This is a genomic window from Photobacterium sanguinicancri, assembly GCF_024346675.1.
GTDB classification, from domain to species: Bacteria; Pseudomonadota; Gammaproteobacteria; order Enterobacterales; family Vibrionaceae; genus Photobacterium; species Photobacterium sanguinicancri.
Genome location: NZ_AP024850.1, coordinates 870407 through 892659 on the forward strand (window position 1 = coordinate 870407; position 22253 = coordinate 892659).

The following is a 22253-nucleotide window of genomic DNA, read 5'->3' on the forward strand; positions in this document are numbered from 1 at the left end:
TGTCACGCCCGCTCATATTTCCCCTAATTTATCGGAAAAGCTAGCTAAGTATAAAACAAAAGGCTTAGCCACTCGGCCTGTTGCCTCAGGACGATTAGTTCGTGTGGTTGGTTTAACACTAGAGGCTATTGGCTGTCGTGCGCCTGTTGGAAGCTTATGCAAAGTGGAAACGCTTAAAGGGGAAATGGAAGCCGAAGTGGTTGGTTTCTCTGGTGATACCTTGTTTTTGATGCCAAGCGAGCAACTTGCTGGGATCATGCCGGGCGCAAAAGTGACGCCAATTACAGAAGCCGCAGGCATTCCTGTTGGAATGGAACTGCTTGGCCGCGTGATTGATGGCGTGGGTAATCCTCTTGATGGGTTAGGTGATATTTTCACCGCGAAACGTGCCGCTTTTAATGCAGAACCGATCAACCCCTTATCACGCAAGCCAATCAAAGAACCGCTTGATGTTGGCCTTAAAGCGATCAATGGATTATTAACCGTTGGTAAAGGGCAACGCATTGGTTTATTTGCAGGTTCTGGTGTGGGTAAATCTGTGACTTTAGGCATGATGACCCGAGGTACAACTGCACAGGTTGTGGTGGTTGGCTTGATCGGCGAACGTGGTCGTGAGGTAAAAGAATTTATTGATGAAATTCTTGGTCTGGAAGGACGAGCGCGTGCGGTTGTGGTTGCGGCTCCTGCCGATGCTTCGCCACTAATGCGCTTAAAAGGTTGCCAGACAGCCCTGACGATTGCGGAATACTTCCGTGACCAAGGGTTAGATGTTTTGTTATTAATGGATTCGCTGACGCGTTTTGCCCAAGCGCAGCGTGAAATAGCCTTATCTGTGGGTGAGCCTCCAGCAACCAAAGGTTATCCACCATCGGTCTTTGCTAAATTGCCTGCTTTGGTAGAACGTGCTGGTAACGGCAATGAAAACCAAGGGTCTATTACGGCTTTTTTCACCGTATTAACGGAAGGTGATGACTTACAAGATCCGATCGCCGATGCCTCGCGAGCGATTTTGGATGGTCACATAGTACTGTCCCGTGAAATGGCCGATGCAGGGCATTACCCTGCGATTGACGTTGAGCGTTCGGTGAGCCGTGTTATGCCAGCCATTGTCGATGACGAGCACATGTTGATGTCAAAAGCTGTTCGCCAAGTGTTATCGATTTGCCGTAAAAACCAGGATTTAGTGTCGATAGGGGCTTACAAACCGGGTACTGATCCCGCCATTGACCAAGCTTTCTTGTTGAAGCCCAAACTCGATATGTACTTGCAGCAGCAGATGAAAGAATCTGTACCGTACCAAATGTGTGTCAATATGCTCAGAAGTACTCTCAGCGGATAATTTTAAAATTGATCGTTTATGCCTAACAGTGCCTTACAACTTATCCTAGAACGCGCCAAAGAAGATGAGCACCAAGCTTCTTTAGCGCTAAATAACGCCCGTAATGAGCGTGATAACTATTTAGTTCAACTTCAGCAAATTGAACAATATCGCTTAGATTATTGTAAGCAACTCTCCAGCCGAGGCCAGGCTGGCCTAACCGCTAGTAATTATAATCACTTACAAAAATTCCTTACTCAGCTTGATGAAACGTTGGCGAAGCAGAGAATGGCAGGGGCGCAATTTGACGAACAAGTGAATGCTTGTAGTGAATACTGGCAAGAGGTCAGAAAAAAGCGCCGCTCCATTGAGTGGCTACTAGAAAAAAAGCAAACCGAACGCCAACAGATGTTGGATAAACAAGAGCAAAAAATGATGGATGAATTTTCAACCTTACAATTTGCTCGTCGCCATTTACGCTGATCATCACGAGTTGAGTGTATAGCTTGAATAGACGATTAAGAGCACTATTCATAGTGGCTTGATTATTGCATGGTATTTGCATTCATTGTACCGTGCTTTTTTTCTTGTTGATGAGTGTTTATGAGCCTGTCTAGCTTAATGCCTTTTAATTTTTCTTCTGTTTCTAAAGCTGCGCCTAATGAGGCGAATCCAGCATCTTCAGATACTGAAGGTGGAAGTGATTTTTCCGAAGAATTACAACAAGCTAGTGCGTCTTCATCACCATCCTCATCGGTATTAAAAAAACAACTAAGTAGCGGCGAAACTGTTTCTGATACGCCTGAACAGGCAGTAAAGAGCAGTGGCGAGAAACTGACGTCTGATGATTCAGTCGAGTCCGCTGAAACCGTAGCTAAGAGTGCTGACCTTGAATTAGGGCAAATTGATGGCGAACTTGCTGCCAAAGATGAGGCTAAAGCCATCACATCTGATCAGCAAGTTATTGATACAGATAGTAATGACGCTATTTCTGATGACGTGCTACAAGTTGAAGCCGTTACTTCTGGTCAGGCTGACAATACCAAGGTTAGTGCGGTAGAGAATATACCACCAAGTCAAGCAAAGCAGCAGACAATGACAGAAGGGGAAGCCTTTTTAAATCAGATGGATGCAGCGAATAAGCAGTTGTCAGCAAAAGAGTTAAATACCCCAAATCAGCCTTCAGCAAATGATGTTGATGGCAACACCTTGCCAGTTGGTACGGCATTAGTTGCTGGCCAATCGCTAGGCGAAGCTCCTGCTAATGCTTCTATTGATGCTTCTATTGATGCTTCTGTTGGTACTTCAGTTGATAGCGCTGAATCGCAAGGCCAAGCGGAAGCTGCAAATACAGAATCACTTGCGCATGTCTTTAACTCCTCAGCAGTGAATAGTAACGTAACAGCCGCAAATGTGGGTGATGCCTCCGTAACCAGCAGTGAAGCGGAAGCAGTTGTGAATGGAACGGCTTCAGGGGCGACAGAGGCAAGCCAAGCTGTCGCGGCATCTGGTGCCATTGGTGTTGCTGCGACCAATAATGTAAATATGGCAACTAATGGAAACAGTGAGCCTGTTATTACCGACGCGAGTGATACCACAACAGAACAGGTATCAGGAAAAGCGAGCGGTGCTAATGTGTTAGCGAATGGTACAACAGCGAGTACTCCATCGGCGGGTACGGCACATATTCCATGGTCTTCCAGTGCAGTTATGGCCCCAAGCACGATGGACGCTGGTGGCGTATCAAGCGCGAACTTAGCGGGTGGTCTTGCTGTCGGAGTCAGTGCAGGAGTCAGTACAGGAGTCAGTACAGGTATAGGTATCGGCGCTGAAGCTGTAACGCCAACGGATGGTTCAAATCTAGAAATGGATCACGCTGCGACAATGTTGGCTGGGGGGGCGATTGTTGCCAATACAGCTGATGGGCAACAAGACCCAGCTGCAAATATACAAGCAAATGAGTCAGCTGTGGCAACAACGAATAACGTGACCGCGGGAAGCCTGACCATGCAGCAAGCAGCAAAAGCGGATGCATTGGCACAAGCCCAAACACCCATTCAGTTAACCAAAGATCACGGTGGTGATGAGTTGGCCGAAAAAGTGAATATTATGCTGTCGAAAAATTTAAAGCATGTTGATATTCGGTTAGACCCGCCAGAGTTGGGTAAAGTACAAATCAAATTATCTATGAATCAAGATCAGGCATCGGTTCAATTTACAGCGGCGAATGCACAAACCCGTGAGTTATTGGAGCATTCTATGCCGCGTTTGCGTGAGTTACTTCACCAGCAAGGTATGCAGCTAGCACAAACCTCGGTGCAACAAGACACCAGCCGTCAGCAGTCAGGCGGACAAGCTTTCGCTGGTCAGCAAGGCCAACACACCAATGGGCAAGATGGCTCAAATGGTGGACAGCAGCGTGGCGGCACATCAGGCCAAGGACATGGTCAAGGTGATGGGCATTGGGGAGCGGGTGACGGACAATCGCTAGAAATGTATGCCACACCATCAAACGATCGTGTCGATTACTATGCTTAAGCTGAAAAATACACGACAATAGGCGTAATGGATTGGCTTAGGTTTAATAAAGAATAAAAGAGGAAGCATGGCGGACGAGTTACAAGAAACGGGCAAAAAGAAGAAGCTCATTATCATTATAGTGGCTGTAGTTGTTCTTCTTATCGGTGGTGGTGCAGCTGCATGGTTCATGATGGACGATGATACGCCTGCTGCCGTTGAGTCAGTTAATACTCCAGCACAAGCGACAAAAACTGAGCCTGCGTATTACGTGACTTTGCCACAGCCTTTTATCTTTAATGTGACAGGTGATAAGCGTGATCGCCTTGTTCAAGTTAAAGTGCAATTAATGGTGCGAGGTGACGATAATGAATCAACCGCTAAACAACATGTTCCTTTGATTGAAAGTACCCTGTTGCAGACATTCGGTGCTGCGACAGTAGAAGAATTACGCACGCCAAATGGTCGCGTTGAATTACGTGAAAAAGCGCGCGAATCTGTGCAAGGTGCGCTGCAAAAAGTCTCGGGCCGACGAGTGGTCGAGCGTGTTTTATTTACTGGCTTTGTAATGCAATAGGTTCAATGTGAGTGATCTATTAACCCAAGACGAAATTGATGCGCTCTTACATGGTGTTGATGACGTAGAAGATGATGATGATCTAGACGATGGTGGCTCCTCCAATGCCACGACGTTCGATTTTTCATCGCAAGATCGTATTGTTCGTGGGCGGATGCCTACGCTTGAGTTGATCAATGAACGCTTCGCCCGACACATGCGTATTAGCTTGTTTAATATGTTGCGTAAAACGGCTGAAGTGTCGATCAATGGCGTGCAAATGATAAAATTTGGTGAATACCAAAACACCTTATACGTTCCAACCAGTTTGAACATGGTTCGCTTTCGTCCGCTAAAAGGGACTGGGCTTATTACCATGGAAGCGCGTTTAGTTTTCATCTTGGTAGAAAACTTCTTTGGTGGGGATGGACGTTTCCACGCAAAAATTGAAGGGCGTGAATTTACCCCTACCGAGCGCCGTATTGTTCAAATGCTATTGAAACTCGTATTTGAAGATTACCGCGAGGCATGGTCGCCAGTAATGGGGGTTGAGTTTGAGTATCTCGATTCTGAAGTTAACCCAACCATGGCGAACATTGTCAGCCCAACTGAAGTGATCGTAGTGAGTTCGTTCCATATTGAAGTGGATGGCGGTGGCGGTGATTTTCACGTGGTCATGCCATACTCCATGGTTGAGCCTATTCGTGAATTGTTGGATGCGGGTGTGCAATCCGACAAAATGGATACTGATGTTCGCTGGAGTAAAGCATTGCGTGATGAAATCATGGATGTACCAGTGAATATGCGTGCCAAATTATTGGATGTGAATTTGTCACTACGTGATTTGATGGAACTGCAAACGGGTGATGTGATCCCAATTGATATGCCAGAAGCGGCAACTGTGTTTGTTGAAGATCTACCAACATATCGCGCAAAAATGGGTAAATCAGGCGATAACGTCGCGTTAAAAATTACCGAAAAACTAAAACGACCAGATATGGTGAAAACTGATCTGGCTTTCCTTGATCGTGATGCACTTGGTACCGCGTTGATGGAAATTAATAATGAAGACTAACGATAGGTGTAATCATGTCTCAAAATGATCAACAAATCGCAGATGACTGGGCTGCAGCGCTTGCGGAGCAAGCTGACGACGAAACAGTACAGGCTGCGCCACTTGAAGAGTTAACTGACGAGAGTACACCAATTACGGAAGATGAACGCCGTAAGCTTGATAGCATCATGGATATTCCGGTGACTATCTCAATGGAAGTCGGTCGCACCCAGATTAGTATTCGTAACTTACTGCAATTAAACCAAGGTTCAGTGGTGGAATTGGATCGTATCGCTGGTGAGTCTTTGGATGTGATGGTAAACGGCACATTGATTGCACACGGTGAAGTGGTCGTGGTGAATGATAAATTTGGTATTCGTCTTACTGATGTCATCAGTCAAACTGAACGTATTAAGAAACTACGTTAATGCTGTGGCGTAAATTGAGTAAAATGGTTGACCTACGAATGACGAAAATACTGCTTTCAGTGCTACTTGCTAGCTTATCTTTACCAGCAATGGCAGCCCCACCAGAAGTGAATCTTGCGACGACATTAGCATCATTGCTGTTAGTCATTATGTTGATTTTAGTGCTAGGTTGGCTACTAAAACGCTTACGTTTGCCTTCGATCCAAGGCGATAACAATATGAAAATTGTTAAGCAGCTAACAGTGGGACAAAAAGAACGTATTTTGTTGCTACAGGTCGGTGATGAGCAGCTATTAGTTGGGGTGACTCAGCATAATATTTCGTTACTGAATAAGTTGGAACAACCACTTCCAGAGCCTGTGGTTACTCGTCCCGAGTTTGCTAGTCAACTGGGCAAAATATTAAAAAACGACGCTAAAACGAAATGATAAAAAATAGCCTAGTGGCTGCATTGTTGGCAGCGTGTACTTTCTTTTTCAGTGTTTCAGCATGGGCATCCGTAGAAAATGGTACGGTAAGTGTCACTGAGCAAGCTATGCAAAGCGAGCAAGGTGCATCGCATATGGTGGCTAAGCGAAATGGCACGGGGATTCCTGCTTTTTCCGTTAGCGTGAACCCTGACGGTACGGAAGATTACTCGGTCACTTTACAAATACTGGGCTTGATGACAGCACTGGGTTTTTTACCCGCTATCATTATTTTGATGACCTCGTTTACCCGTATCGTGGTAGTCATGTCTATCTTGCGTCAAGCCATGGGTTTGCAACAGACGCCATCGAATCAGGTGATTATTGGCATCGCTTTGTTCATGACATTTTATGTTATGTCACCAGTAATCGATAAAATAAATACTCAAGCTGTTCAGCCGTACATCAATGAAGAAATAAATGCAGAACAAGCATTTACTGCTGCACAAGATCCACTGCGTCAGTTTATGTTGAAGCAAACTCGGGTGAAAGATCTCGAGAGCTTCGTCAATATGTCTGGCTCATCGGCGACAGATCCACAAGAAGTGCCGATGACAGTCTTGATCCCTGCGTTCATTACTTCAGAACTAAAAACCGCATTCCAAATTGGTTTCATGTTGTTTTTACCATTTTTGATTATTGACCTTGTTGTTGCTTCCGTCTTGATGGCCATGGGTATGATGATGCTATCACCTATGATTGTCTCTTTGCCGTTTAAACTCATGCTGTTTGTATTGGTCGACGGTTGGAACTTGATCCTGTCAACGCTCGCGGGCAGTTTTGGCACTTAGCCAGTAGAGAGTACGCATGACACCTGAAGCTTTTGTCGAAATATTCCAAGATGCACTCTACATGGTTTTAATCATGGTATGCATGATTGTAATACCGGGCCTATTGGTGGGCTTGGTTGTTGCTGTTTTTCAAGCCGCAACCTCAATCAACGAACAAACCTTGAGCTTCTTGCCTCGTTTGATTGCCACTTTGTTAGCATTAATGCTCTTTGGGCATGCGATGACAACCATGCTCATGGACTATTTTTTCCGCGTGATTGAGCGGATCCCGCAGTTACTCTATTAGTGACTCAAATTATGACAATGGAACACGCGTAAACGATGCACTATCCAGCGGCAATGATCCTCGATTGGATGGCGAATTATTTTTGGCCATTTATCCGCATCTCATCGATGTTAATGTCGATGACGTTTTTTGGCGCGCGCTTTGTTTCACCTAAGATTCGTTTATATCTTGCGGTGACTATTACGATAGCGGTGATGCCTGCATTACCTGCTGTTCCGCAAGATATTGAAGTCATGTCTTTTCAAGGTTTTCTGATCATTGCCCAGCAAGTAATTATTGGTGTTTCAATGGGGTTTGTGACTCAGTTTGTAAGCCAAACCTTTGTCTTACTTGGCCAGATTCTAGGTATGCAATCGAGCTTGGGTTTTGCTTCTATGGTCGATCCGGCTAACGGTCAAAATACGCCTGTACTTGGTCAGTTATTCATGATGTTTGCACTCATGCTGTTCTTGTCGACTGACGGCCATTTAGTGATGCTACAAATGGTGATAATGAGCTTCACGACCTTGCCTATCGGGAAAGGGATGTTGGAAGCGGGGGATTATTATCAGCTCGCTGGTTGGTTTGGTTTAATGTTTAAAGCGGCACTGAACATGGCATTAGCTGGGATTATCGCCCTAATGACAGTGAATTTAGCCTTTGGTGTTATGACACGTGCTGCACCACAGTTAAACATTTTTGCATTAGGTTTTTCTTTTGCGTTATTGCTGGGCTTAACCATTGCTTGGTTCTTAGTCTTAGGGATGTTGCCACACTATGAGTATCAGTGGCAGCTTGGTGTTGACCAGGTTTGTAGCCTGATCCGTTTAGATTGTTAATCCAGTAGGTTAGAAGCAGAGATGTCAGATTCTGACGGTCAGGAACGTACCGAAGAGGCCACGCCCCGAAGGCTTGAGCAGGCGCGAGAAAAAGGTCAAGTACCGCGCTCAAGAGAATTAGCTTCCGTTGCCGTGTTAGTGGCTGGTGCTGTATCACTGATGTGGTTTGGCGAGTCGCTAGCACATGGCTTGATTGCCATTATGACAAAAATGTTCACCCTTTCTCGTGAAGAAATCTTCGATGTCAGTAAATTGTTTGCGATGATCTTCGTATCACTCAAGCACATTGCTATGCCGTTGTTTATTGTCTTGGCTTTTTTGTTTGTCTGCGCCTTAATTGGGGCATCCGCATTAGGTGGTGTGAGCTTTTCTGCCGAAGCGGCGCGTCCCAAGCTATCAAAAATGAGCCCACTGAGCGGTTTCAAGCGAATGTTTGGCCTTCAGAGTTGGGTTGAGCTGATCAAATCGATCCTTAAAGTACTGCTGGTGGCAGGGGTTGCGCTGTATTTGATGTACAGCAGTATTAATGATTTATTTTTGATCAGTACCGAGTTATTCCCTAATAATTTCTATCATGCTTTGCAGCTCTTAATGGACTTCGTGCTATTGATTTGTTGTTCTTTGCTGGTGGTCGTCGCCATTGATGTGCCTTATCAAATTTGGCAACACAACGAACAGCTAAAAATGACGAAACAAGAAATAAAGGATGAATATAAAGACAGTGAAGGTAAACCTGAAGTTAAAGGGCGTATTCGTATGCTTCAGCGGGAAATGGCTCAGCGTCGAATGATGGCTGACGTGCCTGAAGCTGATGTGGTGATAACAAACCCGGAACACTTCTCGGTGGCATTACGATATAACACTGAGTTAGATGGTGCGCCTGTGGTCATAGCGAAGGGAACCGATCATTTAGCACTTAAAATTAGAGAAGTCGCCAATAAGCATAAAATTGATATTGTTCCATCGCCACCCTTAGCACGTGCGATTTATCACACGACGGAACTAGAACAACAAATACCGGATGGATTATTTATCGCGGTTGCTCAGGTGCTTGCTTATGTTTATCAGTTGAAACAGTATCGAAAAGGGCAAGGTAAAAAGCCCGTACTTTCAAAAGAGGCAAATAATATTCCGACTGAACTTCGTCACTAAAGCCTCTCTTAACTTGGCGGTATCAATAGCATCAAACAAATTGAGTTGTTTAATATTAAATCGTACATATTTTCATCACCAATTGTTATACTGTGAGCCGCTTCAAATTATGCTTTTTCGTCAAAAAAATGACGATCGATTGGGCATGATTGTTGCTTTGTTGTTTCGTTTTTAAGACGAAAGCCTTAAAATAGCCTGACAATTATTATTCCAATTTCCTATGCGACATTATTAATAGCGATTTAATGAAACTTCTAACGTCTTTAGCGGCGAAATTACCGCTGTCTCGTTTAAAAGCAATGCCTGCCATTGGCGCACCCGTTATGGTGCTAGCAACGCTCGCGATGATCATCTTGCCAATGCCTCCGATTCTGTTGGATATGGCGTTTTCTTTTAATATCGCATTATCGATGGTGGTATTGCTTGTCACCATCTATACCCGCCGCCCATTAGATTTTGCGGCATTTCCTACGGTTCTACTGATTGCCACTTTATTACGATTAGCATTGAACGTAGCTTCTACGCGTGTGGTATTGCTTTATGGCCATGAGGGCTCTGCTGCCGCAGGCCAGGTCATTGATGCTTTTGGTTCTGTTGTTATTGGCGGTAACTATGCGGTTGGTTTAGTGGTCTTCCTGATTTTGATGATCATCAACTTCATGGTTGTAACCAAAGGTGCTGGCCGTATTTCGGAAGTAAGTGCCCGTTTTACCCTCGATGCATTACCCGGTAAACAAATGGCAATTGATGCCGATTTGAACGCAGGTTTGATCGATCAGGACCAAGCGCGAACTCGCCGTAGTGAAGTGACTAAAGAAGCTGACTTCTATGGCTCGATGGATGGTGCCTCGAAGTTCGTAAAAGGTGATGCCATCGCTGGTATCTTGATTTTGTGTATCAATATTATCGGCGGCTTGGTGATCGGCATGGGTCAGCATGGCCTAGCGTTTGGCGAAGCGCTCGAAATTTATAGCTTACTGACCATAGGTGATGGTCTGGTTGCTCAAATTCCGTCACTGTTATTGTCGATTGGCGCAGCCATGATGGTGACCCGTCAAAATACTGACGAAGATATGGGGCAGCAGCTTTACTTTCAGTTATTCAATAACCCGCAAGCTTTAATTATCACTGGTGGCATTTTGTTTGTGATGGGTATTGTGCCGGGGATGCCACATGTTCCTTTTCTGCTACTAGCTGCCTTGATTGGATTGATGGCTTATTGGCGAGTGAAAAAAGAACAAGCGGCGGCGTTGGTCGAAAAAGATGAAGCATCTACCGAACTTGCTGCGGCACCAAAACAGAAAGAGTTGTCGTGGGATGATGTTCAACCTGTTGATATTATTGGCCTTGAAGTGGGTTACCGCTTGATACCTATGGTTGATAAAGAGCAGGGCGGTGAGCTACTTGACCGTGTTAAAGGGGTACGTAAGAAGCTTTCTCAAGATTTTGGCTTCTTAGTTCCACCTGTTCATATTCGCGATAATTTAGAACTGCCGCCTAACAGTTACCGCATCAGTTTGATGGGGGTTGCTTGTGGTGAGGCCAATATTCACCACAACATGGAATTAGCCATTAACCCTGGCCAAGTCTTTGGTTCTATTGATGGTGAAGTCACCACTGACCCTGCTTTTGGTCTAGAAGCCGTGTGGATTATGGAGTCTCAGCGGGAACATGCCCAAGCGTTAGGTTATACCGTGGTGGACTCTGCGACAGTACTTGCAACGCACCTTAGCCAGATCCTGACAAACAGTGCCGCACAACTGCTCGGCCATGAAGAAGTTCAGAACTTACTTGAGATGCTAGGGCAGTCCACACCTAAATTGGTGGAAGGCTTTGTGCCGGATCAAATATCGCTTGGTGTGGTTGTTAAAGTGATGCAGAACTTGCTCAATGAAAGCATTCCAATCCGTGATATTCGAACGATTGTTCAGACTTTGTCCGAGTACGCACCCAAGAGTCAAGATCCTGACATATTAACGGCAGCTGTTCGCATTTCATTAAAACGACTAATTGTTCAAGAAATCAACGGTATAGAGCCAGAGTTGCCTGTTATCACCTTGGTTCCAGAGTTGGAACAAATATTGCATCAAACAATGCAATCTGCGGGTGGTGAGTCTACAGGTATTGAACCTGGTTTAGCCGAGCGACTACAGCGCTCGTTAGCAGAAGCTACCCAACAGCAAGAGCTGAAAGGGGAACCCGCAGTACTGCTGACATCAGGTGTACTACGTTCAACTCTCGCGAAGTTCGTAAAGAATACCATCCCAAGTTTACGGGTGCTTTCCTACCAAGAAGTGCCAGATGAGAAGCAAATTCGAATCGTAAACGCCGTGGGAAATTAACCCTGTAATACATTGTAGTTCAGTGTTTTACCTATTGGGGTCTAGTAACAATTTTATCAAGCCAGCCTTAGGCTGGCTTAATGAGTCTGACAATGTGCTAAAGCGCCATTTGACGGGAATATTAGATTGAAGATTAAACGATTTTTTGCAAAAGATATGCGAACAGCATTGAGCCAAGTGAAGGAAGAACTTGGTTCAGATGCGGTGATCATGTCGAATAAAAAAGTCACTGGCGGAGTGGAGATTGTTGCCGCAGTTGACACTGACTCTGGCAATCAGCCGCCGCCACCGTCTCCTGCCCGTGATGAGTTAGCGAATCGCTTAGGTCAAGCGAAGCGTAAATTGGCTGATGATAAAGTACAGCTTAAACAATCGGCAGGTAGCCGATTCGCCAGCATGCTACAGAATTATCAAGGCCATAATGAATCTTCAGCGGAAAACCGCAGTGAAGAAGATTCATTATCTGCGTTATTAAAGCGCCAATCTAAGCATAGCAACGGTGGACGTGATTACGGTTATGACCGTGAAGAACAACCGTCACGCCAACGACATGAGCAGCAACAACATGCCCGTCAACCGATGCAAAGTCGTAATAATATAGGCATGCAATCACGTGAGCAGTCAGGCTCTACAAATTACGGTTCTCAAGCGAATAACGGGCATGCTAATGGTGGCTTAGGTAAACGCCAACCAGCCAAGCATGCATTAGATATTGGTAATTACCAGCGACCAAACTCTCAAAATTATGATGATAAGCCTGATTGGGGTCACAACCAGCGCAGTGGTTACCAAGGTGGTCAAAATAATACGGCATCGCGTTCACCGATGGGGGAGCGTAACAACCGTTTAGACCCATCACGTTATGATTCTAAATCGCCATCACGCCCTGAAGATATTGATGCGATGCGCAGTGAAATGGCTTCGATTCGCCGTTTGTTAGAGCACCAATTATCAGGCTTGATGTGGCAAGAGGTTGAACGTCGTGAGCCAATGCGCGCCATGATGATTAAACGCCTAGAGAAAATGGGCCTATCACCTGAATTGAGTGATCAGCTTGCTTGTTATATCCCAGAAGACGTGCCAGCTCATGAAGCTTGGCCTGCATTACTCGGTTTATTAGCCGATCAAATTATTACCACCGACGACTGTATTTTAGAAACGGGTGGAGTGGTCGCTTTATTAGGCCCTACAGGCGTAGGAAAAACCACGACTATTGCGAAGTTAGCTGCGCGTGCTGCGATGGACTACGGTCCAGAAGAGATCGCTCTGGTGACAACCGATACTTATCGTATTGGTGCGCACGAGCAATTATCTACTTATGGTCGAATTTTAGGCTGTCCGGTAAGAGTTGCTAAAGATGCGGAAGAACTGGCCGATATACTTCATCAGTTACGACATCGACGATTAGTTTTATTAGATACAGCAGGGATGGGGCAGCGTGATATTCGCCTGTCAGAACAACTTGATACGCTCATGCAAAACAGTGGCGCTCAAATCCGCAGTTTGTTGGTATTACCTTCAACTGCACAGCGTCGAGTCTTACATGAAACGATTGAACATTTCCGTCGTATACCGTTATCTGGTTGTGTGTTAACCAAGCTTGATGAAGCATTAAGTTTGGGTGAGGTGATGTGTGTAACCATAGAGAATGCACTCCCTATTGCGTATTTGGCCGATGGTCAGCGTGTGCCAGAAGACATAAAAGTTGCCACAGGCAAGTTTTTGGTCGCACGAGCCAACGAACTATTAGAACAAGAAATTAGTCAGCAACCTCACTTCTGGAGTAGCGACAATTCAGAAAACCAGGCGGCGGATTTTTATGATTGAGAACATGATGCACGATCAAGCGAGCGGCTTACGCCGTATGACTAAACTGTCTTCTACCAAAGTTATCACTGTTACCGGCGGTAAAGGTGGAGTAGGTAAAACTAACGTCACGCTCAACATGGCAATCTCAATGGCCCGCCAAGGTACAAGAGTCATGGTATTGGATGCCGACTTGGGGCTGGCTAACGTTGATATCATGCTAGGTTTACGTGCAGGCAGAAACTTGTCTCACGTGCTAGCTGGCCTGTGTGATCTACAAGATATTATTGTAGAAGGCCCATACGGTGTGAAAATTATTCCCGCATCGTCAGGTACCCAAAACATGGCAGAATTAAGCCCTGCACAGCATGCTGGATTAATTCGTGCATTCGGTAGCTTGAATGATGACGTCGATGTGTTGTTGGTAGATACCGCGGCGGGTATTTCAGACATGGTACTGAGCTTCTCGCGAGCAGCACAAGAAGTGCTAGTTGTTGTTTGTGATGAGCCAACGTCTATTACCGATGCTTATGCGCTGATTAAAATTCTTAGCCGAGAATACGATGTGCAGCGCTTCAAAATTGTTGCCAACATGGTACGCAGTTACCGTGAAGGGCGCGAATTATATGCCAAGCTAACTCGTGTTACTGAACGCTTTTTAAGTGCAAACCTAGAGTTGGTAGCTTGCGTGCCACTGGACGATAAAGTTCGTCAAGCCGTAAAGCGTCAAAAAATTGTGGTTGAAGCTTACCCTAAAAGTCCTGCAGCATTAGCGTTAAATTCACTGGCGAACAAAGCGCTTACTTGGCCAGTACCAACCAGTGCTGGTGGCCACCTTGAGTTCTTTGTTGAGCGGTTATTAGTGAAACCAACGCCAACAGAGGTACCTATCGGTGAATAAAGCGTTAACCTATGGCCGTTACCAAGAGAGCCCGCAAGCGTTCGTAATGCGCTATTCGGCCTTGGTTAAGCGGATTGCACATCACTTAATGGGACGGCTTCCTCCCAGTGTGCAAGTTGAAGATTTAATTCAAGCAGGCATGATTGGCCTGCTTGAGGCACAACAAAACTACGACCCGACAAAAGGGGCGAGTTTTGAAACATTTGCTGGAATTCGTATTCGGGGCGCAATGCTTGATGACATTCGCCGTGGAGATTGGGTGCCACGTTCGGTTTATAAAAATAGCCGACGTATTACCGAAGCAATCTCGGTGCTTGAAGGTGAGCTAGGTCGCGACCCGAACGATCAGGAAATTGCTACACATCTCGAAATGACACTGGATCAATACTATCAGGCTTTAAATGATGTAAATTGTGGTCGCTTGGTAGGTATGGATGATCTTGGTGTGACAGAAGATGCGATTGCCAACGAGGAATCGCTAGAGGAAAATCTTCCCTTTCAAGGTGTTGTGGATGATAATTTCCGCCATTCATTGGCTGAAGCCATTAAAACCTTGCCTGAACGTGAAGCACTAGTACTGTCGCTCTATTATGATGAAGAACTCAACTTAAAAGAGATCGGTGCTGTTATTGGGGTTAGTGAATCCCGAGTGTGTCAGATTCATAGTCAGGCTATGCAACGCTTGCGCGCTAAGCTCACTGCTTGGACTGCGTAAAAATTAGAATATTATAAAAACACTGTGACCTCAGTGGAGGCAACTTTGAACAAAAATATGAAAATCCTCATTGTTGATGACTTCTCAACAATGCGCCGCATCGTTAAAAACCTTTTACGTGACTTGGGCTTTAATAACACCCAAGAGGCGGATGATGGATTGACCGCATTACCTATGCTCAAAAAAGGTGGTTTTGATTTCGTAGTGACTGACTGGAACATGCCTGGCATGCAAGGGATTGATCTACTTAAACACATCCGTGTTGATGATGAATTGAAGCATCTGCCTGTCTTAATGATTACTGCGGAAGCAAAGCGCGAGCAGATCATTGAAGCCGCTCAAGCCGGTGTTAATGGTTACATTGTTAAGCCATTTACTGCAGCAACGCTTAAAGAAAAGTTGGATAAAATTTTCGAACGTATGCAGTAATGCTGTCTGTCAGACGCTAACAGGTAACCATAATAATGATAACACTTGCTCAAGCGAAACAGCTTGTCAGCCTGCTTGAAGACGGACAACAAGATGAAGCGAATCAACTCGTTTTATCCGCCGTAAATGAAAGCCGCGATCCAATGTATGACGAAGTTGGGAAACTGACCCGTCAATTGCATGATTCGTTGCAGAATTTCCGTCTTGACCCGCGTATTTGTGATCTTGCTAAAACTGAAATTCCAGATGCGAGAGGGCGTTTGTCGTATGTTATTGACCGCACTGAAGAGGCGGCGAATAAAACGATGGATGCAGTAGAAAATACTTTACCTATTGCGGATAAGTTGCACGATAACTTGCTATTAGTTCAGCCTCAGTGGAAGCGACTAATGGTAGGTAAAATCGAGCTGCACGAGTTTAAAACGCTTTGCCACAACATTGATGGATTGCTAACGCAAGTTGAAGGCGATAGCGGTGAACTTCGTAGTCAACTGACAGAAATCTTAATGGCGCAAGACTTTCAGGATCTCACCGGGCAGATTATTCGCCGTGTGATTGAGCTCGTCCATGAAGTGGAAGATCAGTTAGTTGATATCCTGAAAGCCTTTGACATGGAACAAGATGACAAAGCTGAAGCCCTAACGGAAGCACAAACTATTGCCCCAGAAGGGCCAATTATCAACAGCGAAGAACGTGTAGATGTAATGTCTTCACAAGATGATGTTGATGATTTGCTGTCGAGCCTTGGATTTTAGGGGAATTATATGAGCTTTGATTTAGATGAAGATATCCTGCAGGATTTCCTTATTGAAGCAGGAGAAATCCTAGAGTTGCTTTCGGAGCAGCTTGTGGAGCTAGAACGTAGTCCAGATGACGGTGAACTTCTAAACGCGATTTTTCGCGGTTTTCACACCGTAAAAGGTGGTGCCGGTTTCTTATCATTGGCTGAGCTTGTTGATGCTTGTCATGGTGCTGAGAATATCTTTGATTTACTTCGTACCGGTAAGCGTCAAGTTACATCTGAACTGATGGACGTGATTTTAGAAGCGTTAGATACCATTAATGCCATGTTTGTCCAAGTTCAAGCGCGCGAGCCATTGGACCCAGCAAATCAAGCATTGTTGGAAGCGCTTCACCGTTATAGCCAGCCGCCAACGGAAGCTGAACTGAATCCACCTGTTGTGGAAGACGTTGTTGTACCTGTGGCAACTCCAGAGCCTGTTGCTCCTGTAGTCGAAGCGCCTATTGAAGTACCTGCATCAACCATTCCAAGCGATAGTATTATTGCTGGTAACTCAGTTGATGACATTACTCAAGATGAGTTTGATCGTCTATTAGATGAACTTCATGGTGTGGGTAATAGCCCGTCAGACGCTGCTATTTCAGCGCCAGCACCTGTAGCCGAAAATATTGTTAATCAAATTCAGGCAGAAAGCGGTGATATTACCGATGATGAATTTGAACGCTTACTGGATGAACTTCACGGTTCAGGAAAAGCACCTGGTTCGAATACACCAGTAGCAGCTCCTGTGGCTAAAGCGCCAGTTGTTGCGCCTAAGCCTGCAGTGTCAATTACTGCAACGTCAGGCGATGACGACTTAATGTCAGACGATGAATTTGAGCGTTTACTAGATGAACTGCATGGTTCAGGTAAAGGTCCATCACCTGATGAGCTTGATTTTGCCACTAAGCCTATCGCTGACATGATTGCAGATGATGCGCCTGTTGCATCTGCTCCTGTTGCATCAGCCCCAGTTGCTGCGGCTCCAGCTCCAGCGGCTAAGCCAGTTGTTGCTGCACCTGTTGCACCTACGCCAGCGCCAGTTGCGGTCTCAGCACCTGCAGCTAATCCAGTGGCTGAACGTAAAGCGCCACCAGCAAAACCTGCGCAGGCTAAAGCACAAGCAGAAGCAACGGTACGTGTCGATACATCAACGCTAGATACCATCATGAATATGGTGGGTGAGCTGGTATTAGTGCGTAACCGCCTGGTTAGCTTAGGTCTGAATAATAACGACGAAGACATGTCTAAAGCGGTTGCTAACTTAGATGTAGTCACAGCTGATCTGCAAGGCGCGGTAATGAAAACGCGTATGCAACCGATTAAGAAAGTCTTTGGTCGTTTCCCGCGCGTTGTACGCGATTTAGCTCGTGCACTGAAAAAAGATATCGTGCTTGAAACGCGTGGTGAAGAAACCGACCTTGATAAAAACTTGGTTGAAGCACTTGCCGATCCATTGGTCCACTTAGTAAGAAACTCGGTAGACCACGGTATTGAAATGCCAGATGTACGTGAAAAAGCGGGTAAACCTCGTACCGGTACGGTTCTGCTTTCAGCATCACAAGAAGGTGATCATATCCTCTTAACCATCGAAGATGATGGTGGCGGTATGGATCCTGATAAGCTACGTGCGATTGCGGTTGAACGTGGTGTGATGGACGCAGATGCGGCTTCTCGTATATCGGACAACGAAGCGTACAACTTAATTTTTGCACCGGGTTTCTCGACCAAAAAAGAAATTTCTGACATTTCTGGTCGTGGTGTAGGGATGGATGTTGTTAAGACGGGTATCAACCAGCTAAATGGCTCAATTTTTATCGATTCAGCGCTAGGTAAAGGCACTCGTATCGACATTAAAGTTCCGTTGACGTTAGCGATTCTACCGACCTTGATGGTGGGTGTTGCTGAGCAGCCATTTGCACTGCCATTAGCCAGTGTGAACGAGATTTTCCACCTTGATCTGCGTAAGACCAATGTGGTTGATGGTCAGTTAACGACGATTGTGCGTGATAAAGCTATCCCACTGTTCTACCTCCAAGATTGGTTGAGTGGTGTTGGCTTACCTAAACGCGAACGTAAACACGGCCATGTAGTTATTGTTCAGCTTGGTCATCAGCGTATTGGTTTTGTGGTCGATACTTTGATTGGTCAAGAAGAAGTGGTTATTAAGCCGCTTGATGAGTTGCTTCAAGGTACGCCAGGTATGGCGGGTGCAACGATTACCAGTGATGGTCATATTGCCCTGATTCTTGATGTACCAAATTTGCTGAAGCATTACGCTGGTCGTTAAGATAAAACAATAATAAATCAAAAGAATTAGGAGCATTTGTTCCTAATTCTTTTTCCGGGTATCCGGAGCAACAGGACAATAAGTAGATGGCAATTAAAGTATTGGTAGTGGACGACTCAAGTTTTTTTCGTCGTCGTGTGAGTGAAATTATAAACTCAGATCCACAACTGGAAGTAATTGGTAACGCTGTAAATGGTAAAGAAGCAGTCGATCTTGCAAAGCAACTTCGTCCTGATGTTATTACCATGGATATCGAAATGCCGGTGATGGACGGTATTACGGCTGTGCGTGAAATTATGAAAAGCACACCGACACCAATCTTAATGTTTTCATCACTAACACATGATGGTGCTAAAGCGACCTTGGATGCTTTAGATGCCGGTGCGTTAGATTTCCTGCCTAAAAAGTTTGAAGATATTGCGCGTAATCGTGATGAAGCCGTGAGCTTATTACAAAAACGCGTAATAGAAATTGCACGTAAGCGTGTGATGATGCGCCGTACGGCAGTGCGCCCAGCAACAGCGGCGACAATCACACCGCGCGAACCTGTTTCACGTGATGCTGCACGCCCTTTAGCTGCTCGTCCAGCGACAACAACGACAGCAACTCGTGTGCCAGTTGCACCTCGTTCAGCGATCAAACCTGTTGCTGCGCGCTTTAAAGCAACAGGTAAAAAATATCAGTTAATGGCGATTGGTACGTCAACAGGTGGCCCAGTAGCACTTCAGAAAGTGTTAACTAAACTTCCTGCCAATTTCCCATTACCGATCGTGCTAGTACAACATATGCCAGCTACATTTACGGCGGCTTTTGCAGCGCGTTTGAATAACTTGTGTAAAATCTCAGTTAAAGAAGCCGCAGATGGCGACGTACTAAAACCGGGTGTTGCTTACCTTGCCCCTGGCGGCATGCAAATGATGCTTGAAGGTCGTCCTGGTTCAACCCGCGTTCGCATTATTGATGGCGGCGAGCGAATGAACTACAAACCTTGTGTTGATGTTACTTTTGGCTCTGCAGCGAAGATTTATCAAGATAAAGTGTTATCGATGATCCTTACGGGGATGGGTGCTGATGGCCGTGAAGGTTGTCGTATGCTGAAAAGCGGTGGCTCAACTATTTGGGCACAAGACGAAGAAAGCTGTGTGGTTTACGGCATGCCACAAGCGGTTGCTAAAGCTAACATCTCAACGGAAGACTTACCGCTTGAGCGTATATCTGAACGTATTTTAGTCGAGTTAGGACTAGGGTGAGGAGCACCGCGTGTTAGTCTGGAGCATTGCTAACCAAAAAGGTGGTGTTGGTAAAACAACGACAACAGTTGCGCTTGCTGGGTTACTCAGCGAGCGAAATAAACGTGTGTTGTTGGTTGATACCGATCCCCATGCGTCGTTGAGCACGTATTTGAACATCGATTCAGATCATGTGCCTGCAAGCTTATTTGATTTGTTTCAGTTAACGGAGATTACCCGCAACACCGTGATGCCACTGGTGATGCAGACTAATTATCCGGGCATTGATATTATCCCTGCCCATATGTCGCTAGCGACATTAGATCGCGTCATGGGTAGCCGCGGTGGTATGGGGTTGGTGCTGAAAAAAGCATTGCGCAGTTTGGTTGATGATTACGACTATGTGCTGATCGATTGTCCACCGATCCTTGGTGTAATGATGGTCAATGCGTTAGCAGCCAGTGATCGTATTTTGATCCCGGTACAAACCGAATTTCTGGCGATGAAAGGGCTTGAACGCATGATGCGTACATTGCATATTATGCAAAAGTCACAGCCTAACGGATTCAGGGTCACAATTGTGCCAACCATGTACGACAAGCGAACGCGTGCTTCTTTGCAAACCTTGCAAGAATTAAAGGTGCGTTTCCCTGATCAAGTGTGGGCATCCGCTGTACCAATTGACACTAAGTTTCGTGATGCCAGCATCAAGCATATGCCACCATCCTACTTTGCTCGTAGTTGCCGTGGTGTCTTTGCCTATAAAACATTATTAAATTATCTCCTGCGGTTAGAACAAGATGAGCGATAAAAAACGATTATCCAGTGAACAAGCACTGGACGATTACTTTTTCGATCTGTTGATTGAGCCAGAAGAAGAGCTTGAAGCAGAAAGCACGATTGAAAGTGAGGCAGATACAAGTGGGGAGATCGAATCTCAACTAACTGAACTGCCAGCAGATATTGATGTTACGGCAACCGATAGTGATGAATCAGATAATATTGGTGTAAGTGACGATGTTGTAGATCAACAGCCTGAGTTAGGTGACGGGGAGGTCAAACCGACGGATGATTTATCTGTGTTACCCGCTCAAGTTGATGGTTTACTCACTAATTACGATCAAAAAAGTGAAGATAATTCGCAAGTGGTCGATAGCTTAGATGACTTTGTCGATGATCTTGCCTTGGAAATGTCGGCAAGTCGAAATACGGATTATGATTTTTCAACGATTGAACTGACGCACAGTACGCATGGTAAGATCGCTGAAGATGCACAAGCTAGCAATACACACCACGATGATGGTGAAGTATTGACGAGTCAATCGCTTGCCGATGACTCGACGTCAGTAAATTCAGAAGTGAATGTCGATGGTTTAACACCATCACTTGTTTCATCATTTTCGCTGACACAACACAGCCAGTCACAAGCATCTAACTGGGTGCCATCAGTTCAGCGTGTAGAAGCCCGTAACCTGGCGTCATTTACGCCAGTCGTCATGGAGCATACTCAACCTGATATGCAAGGCGTACAACGTCTGCTTGATCAAATGGTGAGCATGCAAACTGCGATTCAACAAGACAGCGATGCCTTGATTGATAATGTGACCGAAGCAGAGTTCCTTGCAGCAGCGCAAGATGACGTTATGCTTGCAGAGCCAGAGCCAGAGCCAGAGCCAGAGCCAGAGCCAGAGCCAGAGCCAGAGCCAGAGCCAGAGCCAGAGCCAGAGCCAGAGCCAGAGCCAGAGCCAGAGCCAGAGCCAGAAATTATCGAGCAAGTGGAGGAAACCCCTTCAGTTGCGACTGACATTGTTGCGAACTTAAGTGTTAATAACAATGTAGAATCTCAGCTAGCGACACAAGTTGGCAGTGACATACCACCCGAGAAAACTGCAGAATCGCAGTTAGGTAGTGAGTTTCAAGCGCTCTTTTTTGAAGCTTGTGGGGTGACATTTGCTGTGTCGTTAACAGAACTGGGCGGTATCCATCAAATGGGTGAGTTAAACCATTTGTTAGGCCGACCAGAGTGGTATCTTGGCTTATTAACGAGCCGTGAGTTACAGCATGATGTTGTTGATACTGCACGGTGGGTAATGCCAGAAAAGTTAAGCTCTGACGAACATAAAGAGAACTATCGCTATATCGTCATGTTGGGTGAAAGTAAGTGGGGGTTAGCATGTGATAAGCTCCACGGTACTGAAACCTTAACAAAACAGAGTATTCGTTGGCGAGAAAAGGTTGGAAAACGACCTTGGCTTGCTGGAATGGTTAAAGAAAAAATGTGTGCTTTAATTCACGTCGAAGAACTTATCAAAATGCTCAATGCAGGGCTTGATGTTAAGGGTATTCAGTGAGTAGGCCCCAAGAGGAAACAGC

21 protein-coding genes are annotated in these 22253 nt (G+C 45.5%); all 21 read left to right on the forward strand.

Annotated features, from left to right (window positions below):
• The first annotated feature begins 16 nt into the window (after positions 1-16).
• The 21 genes from fliI to OCU87_RS24980 all read left to right on the forward strand — a co-directional run bounded on the left by fliI (position 17) and on the right by OCU87_RS24980 (position 22231).
• The gene (gene fliI / locus OCU87_RS04345) at positions 17-1339 is read left to right on the forward strand and encodes a flagellar protein export ATPase FliI (protein WP_062688162.1); all 1323 of its coding nucleotides are present in this window, start codon (positions 17-19) and stop codon (positions 1337-1339) included.
• An 18-nt stretch (positions 1340-1357) separates the two neighbouring features.
• Positions 1358-1801, forward strand: coding sequence for a flagellar export protein FliJ (gene fliJ / locus OCU87_RS04350; RefSeq protein WP_062688118.1), 444 nt, complete (start codon positions 1358-1360; stop codon positions 1799-1801).
• A 120-nt stretch (positions 1802-1921) separates the two neighbouring features.
• Positions 1922-3856 carry a flagellar hook-length control protein FliK gene (locus tag OCU87_RS04355; protein ID WP_261857892.1) on the forward strand — a complete coding sequence of 645 codons (1935 nt, stop codon included), beginning with the start codon at positions 1922-1924 and terminating at the stop codon, positions 3854-3856.
• Positions 3857-3923: 67 nt separating this feature from the next.
• Positions 3924-4412: a flagellar basal body-associated protein FliL gene (gene fliL, locus OCU87_RS04360; RefSeq protein WP_062688123.1), complete on the forward strand. Its 489-nt coding sequence runs from the start codon at positions 3924-3926 to the stop codon at positions 4410-4412.
• 7 nt (positions 4413-4419) lie between these two features.
• On the forward strand, positions 4420-5466 hold the full coding sequence (fliM, locus tag OCU87_RS04365) for a flagellar motor switch protein FliM (RefSeq protein ID WP_062688125.1): 1047 nt from the start codon (positions 4420-4422) through the stop codon (positions 5464-5466).
• Between the two features lie 14 nt (positions 5467-5480).
• Complete coding sequence (gene fliN, locus OCU87_RS04370) at positions 5481-5873, forward strand: flagellar motor switch protein FliN (RefSeq protein WP_062688127.1); 393 nt, start codon at positions 5481-5483, stop codon at positions 5871-5873.
• A 38-nt stretch (positions 5874-5911) separates the two neighbouring features.
• On the forward strand, positions 5912-6301 hold the full coding sequence (gene fliO / locus OCU87_RS04375) for a flagellar biosynthetic protein FliO (RefSeq protein WP_094955888.1): 390 nt from the start codon (positions 5912-5914) through the stop codon (positions 6299-6301).
• On the forward strand, positions 6298-7131 hold the full coding sequence (fliP, locus tag OCU87_RS04380; RefSeq protein ID WP_062688129.1) for a flagellar type III secretion system pore protein FliP: 834 nt from the start codon (positions 6298-6300) through the stop codon (positions 7129-7131). The genes fliO and fliP overlap by 4 nt, the downstream gene beginning before the upstream one ends.
• 16 nt (positions 7132-7147) lie before the next feature.
• On the forward strand, positions 7148-7417 hold the full coding sequence (gene fliQ, locus OCU87_RS04385; protein ID WP_062688131.1) for a flagellar biosynthesis protein FliQ: 270 nt from the start codon (positions 7148-7150) through the stop codon (positions 7415-7417).
• Between the two features lie 35 nt (positions 7418-7452).
• On the forward strand, positions 7453-8235 hold the full coding sequence (gene fliR / locus OCU87_RS04390) for a flagellar biosynthetic protein FliR (protein ID WP_062688133.1): 783 nt from the start codon (positions 7453-7455) through the stop codon (positions 8233-8235).
• Positions 8236-8256: 21 nt separating this feature from the next.
• Positions 8257-9387, forward strand: coding sequence for a flagellar biosynthesis protein FlhB (gene flhB, locus OCU87_RS04395; protein WP_261857893.1), 1131 nt, complete (start codon positions 8257-8259; stop codon positions 9385-9387).
• Between the two features lie 245 nt (positions 9388-9632).
• Entirely contained in the window at positions 9633-11729 is a 2097-nt protein-coding gene (gene flhA / locus OCU87_RS04400) for a flagellar biosynthesis protein FlhA (RefSeq protein WP_062688135.1), read from the forward strand.
• 126 nt (positions 11730-11855) lie between these two features.
• Complete coding sequence (gene flhF, locus OCU87_RS04405; protein WP_261857894.1) at positions 11856-13556, forward strand: flagellar biosynthesis protein FlhF; 1701 nt, start codon at positions 11856-11858, stop codon at positions 13554-13556.
• Complete coding sequence (locus OCU87_RS04410) at positions 13549-14436, forward strand: MinD/ParA family protein (RefSeq protein ID WP_062688137.1); 888 nt, start codon at positions 13549-13551, stop codon at positions 14434-14436. Before flhF ends, OCU87_RS04410 begins: the two co-directional genes overlap by 8 nt.
• Positions 14429-15151, forward strand: a complete 723-nt coding sequence (locus OCU87_RS04415) for an RNA polymerase sigma factor FliA (RefSeq protein ID WP_062688139.1) — start codon at positions 14429-14431, stop codon at positions 15149-15151. The genes OCU87_RS04410 and OCU87_RS04415 overlap by 8 nt, the downstream gene beginning before the upstream one ends.
• Before the next feature lie 57 nt (positions 15152-15208).
• Positions 15209-15580, forward strand: coding sequence for a chemotaxis response regulator CheY (gene cheY, locus OCU87_RS04420; protein ID WP_048899792.1), 372 nt, complete (start codon positions 15209-15211; stop codon positions 15578-15580).
• A 35-nt stretch (positions 15581-15615) separates the two neighbouring features.
• On the forward strand, positions 15616-16335 hold the full coding sequence (locus tag OCU87_RS04425; RefSeq protein WP_062688141.1) for a protein phosphatase CheZ: 720 nt from the start codon (positions 15616-15618) through the stop codon (positions 16333-16335).
• A gap of 9 nt (positions 16336-16344) precedes the next feature.
• A complete protein-coding gene (locus OCU87_RS04430; RefSeq protein WP_261857895.1) occupies positions 16345-18651 on the forward strand; it encodes a chemotaxis protein CheA in 2307 nt (768 codons plus the stop codon).
• Between the two features lie 86 nt (positions 18652-18737).
• Positions 18738-19901: a protein-glutamate methylesterase/protein-glutamine glutaminase gene (locus OCU87_RS04435; RefSeq protein ID WP_261857896.1), complete on the forward strand. Its 1164-nt coding sequence runs from the start codon at positions 18738-18740 to the stop codon at positions 19899-19901.
• A 10-nt stretch (positions 19902-19911) separates the two neighbouring features.
• Positions 19912-20691, forward strand: coding sequence for a ParA family protein (locus OCU87_RS04440; RefSeq protein ID WP_062688144.1), 780 nt, complete (start codon positions 19912-19914; stop codon positions 20689-20691).
• Complete coding sequence (locus OCU87_RS24980; RefSeq protein ID WP_315972478.1) at positions 20681-22231, forward strand: chemotaxis protein CheW; 1551 nt, start codon at positions 20681-20683, stop codon at positions 22229-22231. The genes OCU87_RS04440 and OCU87_RS24980 overlap by 11 nt, the downstream gene beginning before the upstream one ends.
• The last annotated feature ends 22 nt before the right edge of the window (positions 22232-22253 follow it).